The organism is Sphingosinicella microcystinivorans (assembly GCF_003634215.1).
Taxonomy (GTDB): domain Bacteria; phylum Pseudomonadota; class Alphaproteobacteria; order Sphingomonadales; family Sphingomonadaceae; genus Sphingosinicella; species Sphingosinicella microcystinivorans.
This window is the reverse complement of record NZ_RBWX01000008.1, coordinates 250,406-265,460: the sequence shown is the minus strand read 5'-3', so window position 1 is coordinate 265,460 and position 15,055 is coordinate 250,406. Positions and strand designations below refer to the sequence as shown.

The window sequence follows — 15,055 nt, the reverse complement described above, 5'->3', positions numbered from 1 at the left end:
CGCAACCTTGGGAGGTGCCCCAAGGGCCATCTGTTCCCGACATTGTAAATTAACCCAACATGCGCTATATAGGTCTCGCTGACGTTGCGCGCGACGGATTGCGGCGCTCCGGCACCCCTTTTCAGAACACCGGCCTCTCGGCACCCGCCGCCATGTGGTGCGCGGGTACGATCATTATTTGAATACTGAGACATAATATGCCTATCGGCACCGTAAAATTCTTCAACGCCCAGAAGGGCTATGGCTTCATCGCGCCCGAAGACTCCGGCGAAGACGCGTTCGTCCACATCACCGCCGTCCAGATGGCGGGCATGGAGACGCTCGATAAGGACCAGCGCGTCAGCTATGAGCTGGAGCGCGATCAGCGCGGCCGCACGAGTGCGGTCAGCCTGAAAGCTGCCTGACCGGCGCTTTCACGGGCTCGGGAGGCCTGGCGATAGTCGCCGGGCCGCCCCACGACTGCGAAGCGAACACGCTTCACAAAATATGACGCCGCGATTGGTGCGGCCAAGACAAATGACAGATATGCAAACCTATATGAATAACGGACGCCGGAACCCGGCGCGCCGCACAGCTTCCTCTTTGCCGAAAACGGCGCCCCCCACGGGCGCGCGGCGCGAACCCTCCGGGCTGACGCGCCAGCAACTTCGGCAGATCGTTTATGACCTGATCGGCTGATCGCCGATCTTCCAGAGAAAGGCCCCCCGCGTGAAAGACCAGACAGAATTCTATCAGGAACGGATCGCGGCGGCCCAGCGGGCCATCACCGAAGCCGTGCTCATGAACGTACGTAAACAGGCCATTCTGGCCCGCGATCGCTGGATCGAGCTCGCTCGGCAGCACACGCATAACCTGCTGGAGGGAGAGAAGGTGCGCACCGCCAAGCTCGCCCGCGACGCGGAACGCGAGCTGGCGGCGGCTGCCTTCGGAAGTTGACCGCAACCGAACGCCGGACGCTGGCCTTCGCCAACGCCTTCACCATAGGCGGGGTCGACGGCCTGCTTCCCGCGGGCGAATATCAGGTGGAGGTCGACACGGATTCCATCTCCGACGACGGCAGTTCACCCAAAACGGTTTCCGCCTTCCTCTACGTACGCCGCGGGGGGAAGGCCTATGCCTTCGAAGTCGATGCGGAAGAGCTTGACCGCGTTCACGCGGCCGCCCGAAAGAAATCCGAAAATACACAGCTTTGACGACGCAGATCTGATTTGGCGTTCGCCGCCAACCGGAAAATATGCTATCCGTCTCCATCACTCGATTTTCGGCCGCAAGCATCTCGTGACTGAGAGACACCATGCTCCCGCTTGCACATTCGGGAGAAATCGTGTGCTTTCAATTGTAAAATGCGAAACGCATTCGCTGTCTTCATTCGCGGGGCTGGACCCGGCGCCGGTCTGCTATTTCGAGATGTATTGCGGGGACGAGAAAAGGCTGACGCCCGCCATACACCGCGGCGAGGATTGGTCCTGGCGCTTCTGCGCGCCGAACGGCGCGATCATGGCCAAAGCCTCCGGATATCGGAGCGAGGCGGAATGCCGCGCGGCCATCGACATGCTGCGCTCCAGCGCTGCCGGGGCCAAAATTCGCGAGGCCTTGCAATACGCCTGATCGGCGCACGACACCGCCAGCCTGAAGGGAAGCCCATGGACTTGAACCGACTCCTCCGCCAGGAACAGATCGCTATCATGCGGCGCGACGCCGCCATCGAGCCACGCCTGCTCGCGCAGTATGAGGCGGAAATTCACCGGCTGGGGCGCAGGCTCGACTCCCATGCCTACCCGCACCGCCACTTCCCGGACCGCCGCCAGCGTCCCAGCGCGGCGAAACTCTCGCTGATGCGCTGGGATGATGATGGCGGGGCGATCGTCGCGAAGCCTCGGAAGGCATTTGCCAATCAGGTGCGCTCGGATAAGATCGGGACATAAAGCGCCCGAAGGGAGAATAGCGCCGCTGGCGCACGCCCCTTCGTTCAGCAGGAGGGCTCCCGGTCATGCGCGTCTCGACTTTCGTTTCCCGTTTTTTGCTTGCCGGCGCGGCGCTGGCCGCAGCCTCTGCCGCTTCCGCCGCTGACGATACCGCCTTCCTCGCCTTCCCGATGGCAACCGAAATCAGCGCGGCGCGCGCGGGGGCTTTTGCGTGGACGGTACAGCAGGGCGACAAGACTCAGCTGCTCGCCGCGCGCGGCCCCGGCTTCAAGCGCACGGCGCTGTTCACGCAAAGCGATGTGGACGGCACGCCGATCACGGGCGTGCAGATCTCGCCCGACGGCGCATGGGTTGCCTTCACGACCGGCTTCGCGTCGGGCGGGTATAATCCGGCGAGCCTGCTGACGCCGCCGAAGGCGACGCTGTGGCTCGTTTCCAGCGCGGGCGGGGCGGCGCCGGTAAAGATCGGCGAGGGCGCCTCGCCGGAATTCACGCCGGACGGATCGCGGCTCGTTTACCGGAGCGGGGCGGACCTGTGGGCCGTGGCCGTGGGCTCTGCTGATGCGAAACCGGAGATGCTGGTGCGCGGCGGCGCGGCGTTCGCGCAGCGCGCGTGGGCGGCGGACGGGAAGAGCTTCTTCTTCGTGCAGGATCGCGGCGGCTGGTCCTTCCTCGGCCACCATACGCTCGGCAGAGACCGCGTGGAGTGGCTGGTGACGGGGGCGGATAGGCTCAGCCACCCGGTGCTTTCGCCGGACGGCAAGACGGTCGCCTATCTGCGCTGGCCGGGGCGCGAGCACACGGTGACTTACGACAATCTCGAAAACCAGCCGGTCGCCGTGGAGACGGTGGCGGTGAGCGGCGGGAAAGCAACGACGCTGTGGCAATCGGGGCCGCGCGGCGGTTCGTTCATCTCCGACGACGACGAGGGGCTGCTGCGCTGGTCCGACAGCAAGACCGTGGTGTTCCGCGCGGAAGAAGACGGCTGGGCGCGGCTCTACGCGGCGAGCGGCGGCAAGGTGCGCGCGCTGACAGGCGAAAAGTGCGAGGTCGCGGAGAGCGAGCTTGCCGCGCCCGATACGCTGTTCGTCATCCACAACTGCCGCGATCTCGATACGCGCCAGGCCTCGCTCATCACCGTTTCCAGCGGGCGCGAACGCGCGGTGGAGACGAAGGACGTCGTGCTGGCGCTGGCGAGCGCGGCGGGCGACGGGCGGCATGTCGCGCTGACGGGCGCAGGCGCGGACGCATCCGCCATGCTGCGCATCGTGGACAGCGCGACGGGCAAGGTAACGTACGCCGAAACGCCCGCGGATTACGGCTACCGCCACAGCTTCGCCGCGCCGCCGCCGCAGCAGGTGCGGCTTACGGCGTCGGACGGGGAAAGCGTGCCCGGGCAGCTGTTCCTGCCGAAAGGCAAGGGACCGCACCCGGCGCTCGTCTACGTGCACGGCGGGCCGACGCGCCAGATGTTCGCAGGCTTTCACTTCAGCGGATATTACGCGAACGACTATGCGATGAACCGGCGGCTCGCGGAGATGGGCTATGTGGTGCTCGCGCTCAACTATCGCTCGGGCGTGGGCTATGGGCGGGCGTTCCGCGAGGCGCCGGGGCGCGCGTGGCGCGCAGCTTCCGAATATGCCGACGTGCTGGGCGCGGGGCGCTGGCTCGCCGCGCGCGCGGATGTCGATCCCAAGCGCATCGGCATCTGGGGCGGCTCCTACGGCGGGCTGCTGACGGGCCAGGCGCTGGCGCGGAATTCGGATGTGTTCGCCGCCGGTGTCGCGATCCACGGCGTGTTCGACTGGAGCTGGCCCTCGCCGGTGCCGGGACACCTCAACCCCAGCGTCTTCTTCGGCGTGGCCGAGGCGGACCGGGCGACGGCGCTCGCGGCCTCGCCGCTCGGCGCGGTCGCGGGCTGGCGCTCGCCCGTGCTGCTGTTCAGCGGCGACAACGACATGAACGTCGACGTGCGCGAGACGGTGGACCTTGCCCAGAAGCTGCGGCGGCAAGGCGTCGACGTGCGCACCGTGCTCCTGCCGGGCGAATCCCACGGACTGATCCGCTTCTCGGCGTGGCAGGAGCTTTGGCACGATCAATCGGCGTTCTTTTCGGAAACGCTCGGCCAACGCTGAGTATTGTTACGAAGTCGTACTGTTAACTATAAGTGTTTTGAATTTATTCAGAAACATGAACGGCAAAACGTCGGCGTGATTTACAGGAGGAAGGTGCGTTAATCATCGGGATGGCGGAACTCCGCAACTGGCACGGTTCTTGAGTCTCAACCTTCGAGATCTGAGACGGGAGTACCATTGATGAAACGCGCTTTCTTCCTTTCCGCCGCCGCCATGCTGATCGCAGGCAGCGCGAACGCTGCGCCGCTGAGCTTCAATTTCGAGCAGGACTATGGCGCGGGCGCCAGCGTGAGCGGCAGTTTTTCGGGCGAAGACCTGAACCTCGACGGTATCCTGACCGCGAACGAACTCACCGATTTCTCGGCCTTCTGGAGCGGCGGCAGCGATGCCTGGAACCCGGAAAGCTTCGAACTCGGCGGCATCGACAGCTTCGTCTACGACTTCGGTGAATATCTGACCGAGGTCGTGGTGTTCGGCGCGGGCGGCGCGGACTGGGTGCTGAACGCGTATTACACCGGCGTCGAGGATCGCTTCTCCGGCGTTGCGGAAACCTGGAACGCGGTGCGCGTGTGGGCCGCGGCGATTCCCGAAGTCGCAGCGGTGCTGCCGACCATCGAAACCCCGACCGCGGACGTGCCGGAACCCGCCGCGCTCGCACTGTTTGGCCTCGGCCTCGCCGGGCTCTCGCTCGGTCGCAGGCGCCGCAAATAATCGATGCGGAATCGCAACGACACCTCCCGTGTGATACACTCCCGGAAAAGGGAAAACGGAGGGGTCGTAATGCGTAAGCGTTGTGTAGCGGCTGCGGTCTTTCTGGCGGCAGCCGGGTTCACCGGATCGGCGGCAGCGCGCTGCGTACTCCCGATCCTGGTGCAGCGGGATGCGGACGAAGCCGCGAAATACCTGCTGGCGAGCGAGGCGCTGGTGATTGACGGCATCGTTCGTGAACTGCCGCGCGGCGACGGCACGCTGTTCCAGCGCGTCGAGGTGATCCAGTACCTGAAAGGCAAAGGCGCGGAGTCGATCGACATCTGGCCCGGCCCCGGCAAGCCGACACGCCACGAAATCCTGAACACCGACGACTGGGGCCGCATCGACGCTCCGGCCGGTTCCCGCGTGGTGACGGCGCTCCGCCAGACACCTTATGGCTGGACCGTGGGTGAATGCGCCTATCAGGCGCTCGCCGTGCCGGGCGTGGAGAACGCGCTGCGCGAGACCGCGACCGTGCGCGCCAAGTCTGAGAAGTCCAAGAAGAAGTAGCGCGGGCGCAAGTGAGCGGCTAGGTCGGGGCGCATGGGGGACACGCTCATCCGCGCCGAAAACCTTGCCTGCGTGCGCGGTGGCCGGCTGCTGTTCGAAGGCCTGTCCCTGACCGTCGCGGCGGGGGAAGCGCTGCGTGTGACCGGGCCGAACGGCAGCGGCAAATCGAGTCTGTTGCGCTGTCTTGCCGGTCTGCTGCCGGCGGCGGCGGGGCGCATCGAACATCCGGCGAAAATAGCGTGGCTGGGGCATGAAAACGCATTGAAGCCGGGACGCACGCTTGCGCAGGAACTCGGCTGGTGGGCGCGGATGGATGGCACGCAGGCGCTGTTTGCGCTGGGGCTGGAAGCGCTCGGCGACGTGCCGGTCAGAATGCTCTCGGCAGGCCAGAAACGACGTGCAGCGCTGGCGCGTGTGATCGCCTCCGGCGCTGCGCTGTGGCTGCTCGACGAACCGGGCGCGGGGCTTGATGCGGCGAACGCCACGGCGCTTTCGGCAGCGATCGGCGCGCATATTTCGGCGGGCGGCGGCGCGATCGTCGTGACGCACGGCGAAACCGACGTGCCGGGTGCGCGGGAGCTCTCGCTGTGAGCTTCTGGCGTCTTGTCCTGCGCGGCGTGGACATCGGCGCGGGCGGGCTCATCCCGCTCGTGTTCTTCGTGATGGTGGCGAGCATGACCGCGTTTGCGATCGGGCCGGATGTGGCGCTGCTCGCGCGCGTGGGCGCCGGCAGCCTGTGGGTGGCGGCGCTGCTCGCGGCGTTGCTGCCGGTGGGGACGCTCGTCGCCGAAGACGTCGCTGACGGCACGATGGATCAACTCCGCGTGCGCGGCATCGCGCCTGAAACGATCATGGCAGCACGGCTCGCCGCGCACTGGCTGGGCTTCGTGCCAGCGCTTCTCGTCGCGGCGGTAATCGGCGGGGCGATGCTGAACGCCGATGTGCCTTCGCTCGTCATGGGCCTTGCGCTTGGCACGCCCGCGCTGGCCGGGCTGGGCCTCGTTGCCGCCGCGCTCGTCGCGGGCGCACGCGGGGGCCCTGCGCTTGCGGGGCTCATCGTGCTGCCGCTCGCGCTTCCCGTGCTGATTTTCGGCAGCGCCGGAGAGCTGCGCCTCCTCGCCGCATCGAGCCTTGTCGTCACCGCGTTCGCGCCGTTCGCGGCCGCCGCCGCGCTCCGCCAGGGCGACGGCTGAATCGGGCTTGCGCACGAGGCGCTTGCGGCTAGGCTGGCATCGTTCAACGGTCAGGGAGAACGAGCATGGCTCACGTTTTCGAAATCACGAAGGACAAGGCGGGCGAATACCGGGTCGCCTTCAAATATAATTCTGAAAAAATCTTCTGGACCGAAGGCTATTCAAGCAAGGCGAGCGCGCAGAACGCCATCGATTCCATCAAGAAGAACGGCCCCGGCGCCGAGGTGGTCGATAGCACCGCTGGCTAGGGCCTGTTGGCGTTGACCGGCCTATTTCAGGTTCCTGTCCAGAAAGGCCAGGAGAATGGGAAACGTCTCCGGTAGTGTACGGCCAAGGGTGTCATGATCAACGCCTTCGAGAATCCGTAGCTCGGCGTTTGCCCTGACAGCGCCATACATCGCCCGCGTTTCTTCGGGCGGCGTATTCGTATCTTTGCCGCCGCCCATCAGGAGGACCGGCGCCTTGACCTGCGCCAGAGCGCGGATGGGAGAGATCGAGGACGGCCAGACGCCGAATCTCGGCACGGACTGATAGCTGAGCAATGGCTCTATCGCTGAAGCCGGCCACTGGCCGAGCCGTATGGCGAGCCGATTGAAGATCGCGCGCCGGATATCCGGATAGACGCCCTGCAATACGAAAGCGTCGACGGGGAGCGGACCTTCGTCACCGAGCACGCTCGCCGCGCCGCCCAGCGAGAAACCGATAACGCCGACACGCGCCCACGGGTGCCTCTGGCGCAGCCATGCGAGAGCGGCCTCTGCATCCTCCGCTTCGAATAGGCCGAAGCTCTTGCCGGCCGGTGTGGAGTCGCCGTGTCCGCGAAAATCGATGGCGAGCACGGCATAGCCGTGGGTGTTCAGCCACGCAGCTGTTCCGTTCATGGCGCCGCGATTATTGCCGTTTCCGTGCAGCATAAGGATTGCGGGCGCACCTTTATCGGCGGCGGGCCAATAGGTCCCCGCGAGCCGCACACCGTCCGTGCTATCGATGTGTACGAGCTGCGCTGGCTTTTCCGGAACAGTGACATGCCGGTTGGTGGTCCGCGTCAGCAAGCTTCCAACGCCCCACACGCCGGCGCTTCCGATCAGAATGATCGCGAGCAGGGCGCAGACAAGCGGTTTCAGACCAATCTGCATTCGGCGGGCTTTCAGCGGTCATGAGTCGTTTCTGCAGTAGCTGCCGTGTCGAAGACTGGCCAGCGCGCGATGACGCGTGCGCGAAAGCGTTTTACCCATAGCGGCGACACGGCTAAATGCGCCGATGCTGAAACGCCTTTATCACTGGACGCTGGCGAAAGCGGCGCATCCGCTTGCCGAACGCTGGCTGGCCTTCATTGCTTTTGTCGAGAGCTCGCTCTTCCCGATCCCGCCTGACGTGGTGCTGGCGCCGATGTGCCTTGCCCGGCCGGATAGGGCGCTGCGCTACGCGGGCGTTTGTACCGTCGGCTCCACGCTGGGCGCCGGACTTGGCTGGATCATCGGAGCGGTGTTGTTCGAAAGCGTCGGGCGGTGGGTTCTGCACGTCTACGGGGTCGAAACCGAGTTTTACGAGATCGCTCAGCGCTTCAATGAACAGGGCTGGCTGATCGTGATGCTCGCCGGGTTTACCCCGATCCCGTTCAAGGTGGTGACGATCGCGAGCGGCGCGACCGGGCTTTCGCCTGTGGTCCTGCTGGCTGCAAGCATCGTCAGCCGGGGCGCGCGCTTTTATCTCGTGGCGGTGCTGCTTCGCATGTTCGGCGAGCCGATGAAGCGCTTGCTCGACCGCCACTTCGGCCTGATCACCTTTGCGTTTGCGGCGCTGCTGATCGGCGGTTTCATCGTCGTCAAATGGCTGGTCTGATGTTCAGGCGGTGATCGCGCAAGGCGGCAAGCCGTTTCGGTAAGCGTGATCGGAGCGGCGCTTGCGACGATGGGTCGACCCAATCCCGAAAGGCGCCATGATCGTCAGTGAAGTGTCAGCCTGAGCCTGATAACGGGCGGGAGGTGGGCAAATCGAACGGGTGAGATCATGACCAACGGATCGGTTACAACCGCACGCTATGGCAAGGCGACCATCGCGCTGCACTGGGTGATGCTGCTGTTGCTGGCGGCAGTGTTTGCGACGATCGAGATGCGCGTGCTCTTTGAACGCGGCAGCGAGACGCGCGAATTCGTGAAGTCGCTGCATTTCATGCTGGGGCTTTCGGTGCTGGCGTTTGTCGCGCTGCGCATCGCGGCGCGCATGTCGGGCGGCACGCCGCCGATCATGCCGCGTCCGCCGGTGTGGCAGACCGCCGCCGCGCACGCCATGCACGCAGCGCTCTATATTTTCATGATCGGGATGCCGATCGCGGGGTGGTTGATCCTGAGTGCTGAGGGCGAACCGATTCCTTTCTTCGGGCTCGAACTGCCCGCGCTTGTGGCACCGAACGAAGCGCTTGCCGAACAGGTCGAGGAAATCCACGAAACGGCCGGAGAGGTGGGCTATTACCTGATCGGCCTGCACGCCGCCGCGGCGCTTCTTCACCACTATGTGATGCGCGACAACACGCTTGTGAGGATGCTGCCCGGCCGGCGCTGAACGATCGGGCGCCGCCTGTTCAGACAACGGTTCCGAACAGGCGGCCGATCCCGGCGGTGACGACAAGTGCAAGGATGCCCCAGAAGGTGACGCGCGCCATTGCCTTCCAGACGTTCGCGCCGCCCGCCCGCGCGCCAACGGCGCCAAGCACGGCGAGGCACACGAGCGACGTGGCCGAGACGGCAGGAATGATGAGCGCCTGCGGCGCGGCGACCACAGCAAGCAGCGGCAGCGCTGCGCCGACCGAGAAGGTGGCGGCGGAGGTGAGCGCCGCCTGCACGGGGCGCGCCGCCGTGACCTCAGAAATGCCGAGCTCGTCGCGTGCGTGTGCGCCAAGCGCATCCTTTGCCATCAGCTGATCGGCGACCTGATGCGCGAGCCCGGTTTCGAGGCCGCGGTCCATATAGATGCGGGCGAGCTCCTCGCGTTCCAAGCCGGGCTGGGTGGCGAGCTCTCCCCGTTCGCGCGCGAGATCGGCGGCTTCCGTATCCGCCTGCGAACTGACCGAGACATATTCGCCCGCCGCCATCGACATCGCGCCGGCAACGAGCGCCGCCACCCCCGCGATCAGCACGTCGGATCCACTCGCCGCTGCCGCCGCCACGCCGACGATGAGGCTTGCGGTTGAAACGATGCCGTCGTTCGCGCCGAGCACGGCAGCGCGCAGCCAGCCGATACGCGCGACGAGGTGATTTTCCCTGTGCCCACGTGGCATCAGCGTCCTCCCAATGTTCCAGTGTTGCTGGTAGCATCTTGCGGAGCCTGAAGGCGAGAGAGGCACGCGAAATGGACATGGATGTGTCGGAACTGAATGGTGCCTGCCATTGCGGCCGCGTGCGCTTCCACGTGAAGCTGACGGACGGCCTGCGGACGGCGCGGCGCTGCAGCTGCTCCTATTGCCGGATGCGGGGCGCCGTGGCGGTCTCGGCCGATGTCGGCAGCCTTTATATCCTGTCCGGCGAGGATGTGCTTGCCACGTACCAGTTCAACACGGGCACGGCCGAGCATCATTTCTGCAGCGTGTGCGGAATCTATACGTTTCATCGGCGCCGTTCGAACACTGGACAGTACGGCGTCAATGCGGCCTGTCTTGAAGGCCTGAGCCCGTTCGACTTCGCCGAGGTGGCCGTGCTCGACGGGGAGAACCATCCTGCCGACACCGGCAGCAGCGTGCGGCTGGCGGGTATGCTTCGTTTCGAACGCGCGGGAGACTGACAGGAAGGGTGGCGGATCGTGCCGAGCGTTCCTATCTGCTGACTTCAAGCAGGAGATCAGCGATGAGCGAACCGTCGGATTACGTGCCCCCCGAAGTTTGGACCTGGGATCAGCAAAGCGGCGGGCGATTTGCTTCGATCAACCGGTCGGTAGCGGGGCCGACGCACGAGAAGACGCTGCCCGTGGGCAAGCATCCGCTGCAGCTTTATTCGCTCGGCACGCCCAACGGGCAGAAGGTGACGATCCTGCTCGAAGAGCTGCTCGCGGCTGGACACGCGGGGGCCGAATACGACGCCTGGCTGATCAACATCATGGAGGGCGACCAATTCGGATCGGGCTTCGTGGATGTGAACCCGAATTCGAAAATTCCAGCGCTCGTCGACCGCAGCGGCACGGCGCCGGTGCGCGTGTTCGAAAGCGGCGCGATCCTCGTTTATCTTGCGGAGAAATTCGGGGCGTTCCTGCCCAAAGAGGGCGCGGCGCGCGCGGAAGCACTGTCGTGGCTGTTCTGGCAGATGGGAAGCGCGCCTTTCCTGGGCGGCGGCTTCGGGCATTTCTATGCCTACGCGCCCGTAAAGATCCAATACGCGATCGACCGCTATGCGATGGAGGTGAAGCGGCAGCTCGATGTGCTCAACCGGCGGCTGGCGGAACACGAATATATCGCCGGCGCGGACTACACGATCGCCGACATGGCGATCTGGCCCTGGTACGGCGGCCTTGTGCGCGGTGAACTATACGGCGAGTCCGCGACGTTTCTTTCCGTGCGTGAATACGAGCACGTGCAGCGCTGGGCGAAGCAGCTTGGCGAGCGGCCGGGGGTACGGCGCGGGCGCATGGTGAACCGCCGCACCGGGCCGCTTGAGGAGCAACTCCACGAGCGGCACGATGCGAGCGACTTCGATACGAAGACGGCCGATAAACTGGCGGCGGAGTAGCCGCTAGCGGCCGAGCTGGCCGCGCAGTGCGCCCTTCGGGTGCGAGGCGTTGTGGACGTTGACGTAATAGTCGGCGGGCTTCGCGAGAAGCGCCGCGACGACATCCGCGTCAGCCTTCGCGCAGCCCTTTGATGCGCCCTCGGCGGGCGCATCGAGCGTCACCACCGGCGGGCCGGCGACGCCTTTCGCGCCTTTGTGAATATGCGCCATCGTTGCAGTGTCGATGCCGCTGACGTCGAGCGTGTAGCAGACCTCCGGCTTTGCGGCGTCGAGCGTCACGCTTGCTGTGCCTTTGCCATCGGCGTCGCCGGGGCCGGGAACCTCTTCGGCGCCCGTGAGATGAATCTGCATCGTGACCGGCGCGGCAGCGGCGGGCGTGATGACAAGTGCGGCACCCAGAAGGGCAAAAGCCGTTCGCATCGTGTTTCTCCTTGATTTTCGACCGCATGAAGGGCGGCGAATTCCTGTTCGCCGAACGCATCCGGGCGCTGCTTGTTCCTAGTGCATTGCGGCTTTGATGTGCGCGACGAGCTGATCGACGACGGTTCCCCAGCCGTCGTGGAAGCCCATTTCCTCGTGCTGCTTTCGTGTCTCTTCATTGCCGTGAATGGCGATCGCCGTGTAGCGCGTGCCGGTCGCGGTCGGCGCCAGAAGCAGCGCCGCGGTGAAGAACGGCTTGGGCGCAGGGCGGAAGCCGGGCAGCAGCGTATCGGTGAAGACAAGGCGCTGGTTCGGCACGACTTCGAGGTAGCAGCCGTGGTTCGGGAACTCATCCCCCTCGGGCGAGCGCATCACGGTGTTGAACCTGCCGCCGGGGCGCAGATCGATCTCGCACGAACTTACCGACCACGGCTTCGGGCAGAACCATTCCTTGATGCTCTCCGGGCTGGTCCACGCCTCCCATACGAGTTCGACGGGAACATCGATATCGCGTTCGAGCACGAGATCGAGCGCAGGGTCGGGCGTGAACGGGAACAGGTTGGATGTCATTCCGATCTCTCCTTCTTCATCTTCAGTAGATAGGCATCGAGCCGGTCCAGCCTGCGCTCCCACATGGTGCGCTGCCTTCCCAGCCAGTCTTCGGCGACCTGAAGCCGTTCGGGGGCGAGTTCATAGGTTCTGACCCGCCCTTCCTTTTTGGAGCGCACCAGCCCCGCGCCTTCGAGCACCCGGAGGTGCGCGACGAACGAGGGGAGCGCCATCCGATGATCCGCCGCGAGGTCGCTGACCGAGGCAGGCTTCGCGCTCAGCCGTTCGAGCACGCTGCGGCGTGTCGGGTCCGACAGGGCGCGAAAGATGCCGTCGATCACTGCGGGCGACGGTGGCGGCGAGGCGCTGTGCATTCCGGGAATCATCTGCGGCTCCTTTCGTTCGGCATGCATAGGCAGTGAAAATACTTAGGTCAATTCCTAAGTGTTTTACCCTGCGCTTGCACGGCTTAAAAAATCTGTCATCAGACCATCACAAAACTGTCGCAAAGCGCGCTGTCGCAGACGGGGGACGTTTCATTCGCCAAATTGCCGCCTTGCCCTATCGATCGGAGGGGGCCGCGATCGATGCGCCGGTGCGCATCCTCCTCGTCACTTCGAGGAGCAGCCGGCGCTGGGTGATCCCCAAGGGCAACGTCACCAAGGGCATGGCGCCGCACGCCGCCGCCGCCGACGAGGCGGAGGAAGAGGCGGGTGTACGCGGCGCGGTGTGCCCGACGCCGCTCGGCTCCTATCGTTACCGCAAGCGGCGCAGCAACGGCGCATCGCTGATGGTGGACGTCGACGTCTTCCCGCTCGCGGTGACGCGCGAGCTTGAGAACTGGAAGGAGCAGGACGAGCGCGAGCGGCGCTGGTTCACGCTCGCCGAAGCCGCGGAGGCGGTGGAGGAAAGCGACCTTCGCGATCTCATCCGCTCTTTCGGCGCGTCCGAATTCTATGCCGCCACACGCCGCACGGGAATGCTGACGGCCGTCGCCCATAAATCGAGGATCCCCCACATGTTCGCCTGGTTCCAGCGCTTGCTTCCCAAGACAGGCAACTTCTTCGAACTGTTCGAGGCGCACGCGATGACGGTGGTCGCCGCGGCGGACGCGCTCGCGCGGCTTCTGGAAAACGGCTCCTCCGCCGAGGATCATATCCGCGAGGTGATGGAACGCGAGCAGGACGCGGACGACATCATCCGCGAGGTGCTGCACACCGTGCGCCGCACCTTCCTGACGCCCTTCGACCGCGGCGCGATCACGAGCCTCATCGGCGCGATGGACGACGCCATCGACGAAATGCAGGCGACCGTCGCGGCGATCTCGCTCTACGAGGTGAGCGAGTTCGAGCAGGAAATGCGCGACATGACCGCGATCATCGTGGACGGTGCGCGGCTCGCCGCCGAAGCGATGCCGCTGCTGCGCGATGTGGGACGAAACGGCCAGCGCCTCCACGAACTCACCGAGCGGCTTGTACGCATGGAAGGCCATGCCGACGAGATTCACGCGATCGGCGTGAAGAAGGCGTTCAAGCAATATGGCGAGAGCGACACACTGCGCTTCATCGTCTCGCGCGAAGTTTACAAGCATCTCGAGCGGATCGTCGATGCGCTCGAGGATGTCGCGAACGAGATCGATGGCATCGTCATCGATCACGCCTGACGACACGATACAATGCACGAACTCGCGTTTCCGCTGCTGGTCGGCCTTATCATCATCGCGCTGGCGTTCGATTTCCTGAACGGGCTCCATGATGCGGCGAATTCGATCGCCACCGTGGTTGCGACACGCCTCCTCGGGCCGGTGCAGGCGGTCGCCTTCGCGGCGGTCTTCAACTTCGCCGCCTATTTCCTCAGCCTCGTCTTCCCCGAACTGCACAAGGTTGCCGAAACGATCGGCAAGGGCATCATCGACAAGGATCTGGTGACGCCTGCCGTCGTGTTCGGCGCTCTTATCGGCGCGATGTTCTGGAACGTGGTGACGTGGCTGAAGGGCATTCCGTCCTCATCGAGCCATGCGCTCGTGGGCGGCATCGTCGGTGCCGGCGTCGCGCACGCGGGGATGACCGGCATCGAATGGAGCGGGCTCAACAAGACGCTGATCGCCATCGTACTCTCGCCGCTGCTCGGCATGTTCCTTTCGATGCTGATCATGCTGCTCACGAGCTGGCTGATGAAGGGCGCGACCGCGCGCGGCGCGGAGCGCGGATTCCGCTACCTGCACCTCGCCTCGTCTGCCGCCTATTCGATCAGCCACGGCCTTAACGACGCGCAGAAGACGATGGGGATCATCACCGTGCTTCTCTATTCGACCGGCCGTCTGCAGGGTGAATTCCACGTACCGCACTGGGTGGCGATCAGCTGCTACATTGCGATCGCGCTCGGCACGCTTTCGGGCGGCTGGAAGATCATCGAGACGATGGGATCGCGGATCACCAAGCTTTCGCAGCACCAGGGTTTCAGTGCCTCGGCAGGCGGATCAGTGATGGTGTTCACCGCCTCGCTGCTCGGCATCCCGGTCTCGACGACGCACACGATCACAGGCTGCGTCGTCGGCGCCGGCACAGCCCGCCGCGCCTCCGCCGTGCGCTGGGGCGTCGCGCAGAACGTGGTAATGGCGTGGCTCATCACCATTCCCGCATCCGCGGCGGTGGGCGCGATCTTCTACATGATCACTCGGCTGTTCTAGGGAGCGGGGCGCCGGAGCCGGCGGGCGTGCCCGGGATGGTTGCGATGCCGTATCAATAAGAATTTGATCTCGCACTCCCGCTGTGCAACGCAGCCACCGCGCGAGTTTTTCCAGATCTCGCGTTGTTTACATCCTAGTTCGCCTGGCCCGACCTCTTCCCAGCGGTCGG

General features: G+C 65.0%; 22 protein-coding genes. 17 read left to right on the top strand and 5 right to left on the bottom strand.

What is annotated here, in order from left to right:
- Positions 1-197: 197 nt before the first annotated feature.
- The 11 genes from DFR51_RS10245 to DFR51_RS10200 all read left to right on the top strand — a co-directional run bounded on the left by DFR51_RS10245 (position 198) and on the right by DFR51_RS10200 (position 6,761).
- Positions 198-404 carry a cold-shock protein gene (locus DFR51_RS10245; RefSeq protein WP_121050695.1) on the top strand — a complete coding sequence of 69 codons (207 nt, stop codon included), beginning with the start codon at positions 198-200 and terminating at the stop codon, positions 402-404.
- A gap of 304 nt (positions 405-708) precedes the next feature.
- On the top strand, positions 709-936 hold the full coding sequence (locus DFR51_RS10240) for a hypothetical protein (protein WP_121050692.1): 228 nt from the start codon (positions 709-711) through the stop codon (positions 934-936).
- Positions 933-1,193, top strand: coding sequence for a hypothetical protein (locus DFR51_RS19015; RefSeq protein ID WP_160119044.1), 261 nt, complete (start codon positions 933-935; stop codon positions 1,191-1,193). The genes DFR51_RS10240 and DFR51_RS19015 overlap by 4 nt, the downstream gene beginning before the upstream one ends.
- Positions 1,141-1,608: a YegP family protein gene (locus DFR51_RS10235; RefSeq protein WP_160119043.1), complete on the top strand. Its 468-nt coding sequence runs from the start codon at positions 1,141-1,143 to the stop codon at positions 1,606-1,608. Before DFR51_RS19015 ends, DFR51_RS10235 begins: the two co-directional genes overlap by 53 nt.
- Before the next feature lie 77 nt (positions 1,609-1,685).
- Positions 1,686-1,925 (top strand): hypothetical protein, encoded by a 240-nt coding sequence (locus tag DFR51_RS10230; RefSeq protein WP_126494461.1) that lies wholly within the window; start codon positions 1,686-1,688, stop codon positions 1,923-1,925.
- A 65-nt stretch (positions 1,926-1,990) separates the two neighbouring features.
- A complete protein-coding gene (locus DFR51_RS10225) occupies positions 1,991-4,060 on the top strand; it encodes a S9 family peptidase (RefSeq protein WP_121050683.1) in 2,070 nt (689 codons plus the stop codon).
- A 180-nt stretch (positions 4,061-4,240) separates the two neighbouring features.
- Positions 4,241-4,771, top strand: coding sequence for a PEP-CTERM sorting domain-containing protein (locus DFR51_RS10220; RefSeq protein WP_121050680.1), 531 nt, complete (start codon positions 4,241-4,243; stop codon positions 4,769-4,771).
- 69 nt (positions 4,772-4,840) lie between these two features.
- On the top strand, positions 4,841-5,320 hold the full coding sequence (locus DFR51_RS10215; RefSeq protein ID WP_126494459.1) for a hypothetical protein: 480 nt from the start codon (positions 4,841-4,843) through the stop codon (positions 5,318-5,320).
- 33 nt (positions 5,321-5,353) lie between these two features.
- Complete coding sequence (gene ccmA / locus DFR51_RS10210) at positions 5,354-5,911, top strand: heme ABC exporter ATP-binding protein CcmA (RefSeq protein WP_121050674.1); 558 nt, start codon at positions 5,354-5,356, stop codon at positions 5,909-5,911.
- Entirely contained in the window at positions 5,908-6,513 is a 606-nt protein-coding gene (locus tag DFR51_RS10205) for a heme exporter protein CcmB (protein WP_121050671.1), read from the top strand. Before ccmA ends, DFR51_RS10205 begins: the two co-directional genes overlap by 4 nt.
- Positions 6,514-6,578: 65 nt before the next feature.
- The gene (locus DFR51_RS10200) at positions 6,579-6,761 is read left to right on the top strand and encodes a YegP family protein (protein WP_121050668.1); all 183 of its coding nucleotides are present in this window, start codon (positions 6,579-6,581) and stop codon (positions 6,759-6,761) included.
- A 21-nt stretch (positions 6,762-6,782) separates the two neighbouring features.
- Here DFR51_RS10200 and DFR51_RS10195 read toward each other — a convergent pair whose 3' ends face one another.
- On the bottom strand, positions 6,783-7,649 hold the full coding sequence (locus DFR51_RS10195) for an alpha/beta hydrolase (protein WP_121050665.1): 867 nt from the start codon (positions 7,647-7,649) through the stop codon (positions 6,783-6,785).
- Positions 7,650-7,773: 124 nt separating this feature from the next.
- On the opposite strand from DFR51_RS10195, the gene DFR51_RS10190 reads away from it, so the two are divergent.
- Together DFR51_RS10190 and DFR51_RS10185 are read left to right on the top strand one after the other, a co-directional pair.
- On the top strand, positions 7,774-8,355 hold the full coding sequence (locus tag DFR51_RS10190; protein WP_121050662.1) for a YqaA family protein: 582 nt from the start codon (positions 7,774-7,776) through the stop codon (positions 8,353-8,355).
- A gap of 168 nt (positions 8,356-8,523) precedes the next feature.
- Complete coding sequence (locus tag DFR51_RS10185) at positions 8,524-9,075, top strand: cytochrome b (protein ID WP_121050659.1); 552 nt, start codon at positions 8,524-8,526, stop codon at positions 9,073-9,075.
- A 19-nt stretch (positions 9,076-9,094) separates the two neighbouring features.
- On the opposite strand, the gene DFR51_RS10180 is transcribed toward DFR51_RS10185, so the two are convergent.
- On the bottom strand, positions 9,095-9,790 hold the full coding sequence (locus tag DFR51_RS10180) for a VIT1/CCC1 transporter family protein (RefSeq protein ID WP_121050656.1): 696 nt from the start codon (positions 9,788-9,790) through the stop codon (positions 9,095-9,097).
- A 71-nt stretch (positions 9,791-9,861) separates the two neighbouring features.
- On the opposite strand from DFR51_RS10180, the gene DFR51_RS10175 reads away from it, so the two are divergent.
- Complete coding sequence (locus DFR51_RS10175; protein WP_121050653.1) at positions 9,862-10,290, top strand: GFA family protein; 429 nt, start codon at positions 9,862-9,864, stop codon at positions 10,288-10,290.
- Between the two features lie 62 nt (positions 10,291-10,352).
- Positions 10,353-11,228 (top strand): glutathione-dependent disulfide-bond oxidoreductase, encoded by an 876-nt coding sequence (gene yghU, locus DFR51_RS10170; RefSeq protein ID WP_121050650.1) that lies wholly within the window; start codon positions 10,353-10,355, stop codon positions 11,226-11,228.
- A 3-nt stretch (positions 11,229-11,231) separates the two neighbouring features.
- Here yghU and DFR51_RS10165 read toward each other — a convergent pair whose 3' ends face one another.
- The 3 genes from DFR51_RS10165 to DFR51_RS10155 form a co-directional block, all read right to left on the bottom strand.
- Positions 11,232-11,648: a CHRD domain-containing protein gene (locus DFR51_RS10165; RefSeq protein WP_121050647.1), complete on the bottom strand. Its 417-nt coding sequence runs from the start codon at positions 11,646-11,648 to the stop codon at positions 11,232-11,234.
- A gap of 78 nt (positions 11,649-11,726) precedes the next feature.
- Positions 11,727-12,218, bottom strand: a complete 492-nt coding sequence (locus DFR51_RS10160; RefSeq protein WP_121050644.1) for an SRPBCC family protein — start codon at positions 12,216-12,218, stop codon at positions 11,727-11,729.
- Positions 12,215-12,583 carry an ArsR/SmtB family transcription factor gene (locus DFR51_RS10155; RefSeq protein WP_197723671.1) on the bottom strand — a complete coding sequence of 123 codons (369 nt, stop codon included), beginning with the start codon at positions 12,581-12,583 and terminating at the stop codon, positions 12,215-12,217. Before DFR51_RS10155 ends, DFR51_RS10160 begins: the two co-directional genes overlap by 4 nt.
- A gap of 170 nt (positions 12,584-12,753) precedes the next feature.
- Between DFR51_RS10155 and DFR51_RS10150 the strand changes: the two genes are divergently transcribed.
- On the top strand, positions 12,754-13,860 hold the full coding sequence (locus DFR51_RS10150) for a DUF47 family protein (protein ID WP_243445496.1): 1,107 nt from the start codon (positions 12,754-12,756) through the stop codon (positions 13,858-13,860).
- 12 nt (positions 13,861-13,872) lie between these two features.
- Positions 13,873-14,886 (top strand): inorganic phosphate transporter, encoded by a 1,014-nt coding sequence (locus DFR51_RS10145; RefSeq protein WP_121050640.1) that lies wholly within the window; start codon positions 13,873-13,875, stop codon positions 14,884-14,886.
- Positions 14,887-15,055: the final 169 nt, after the last annotated feature.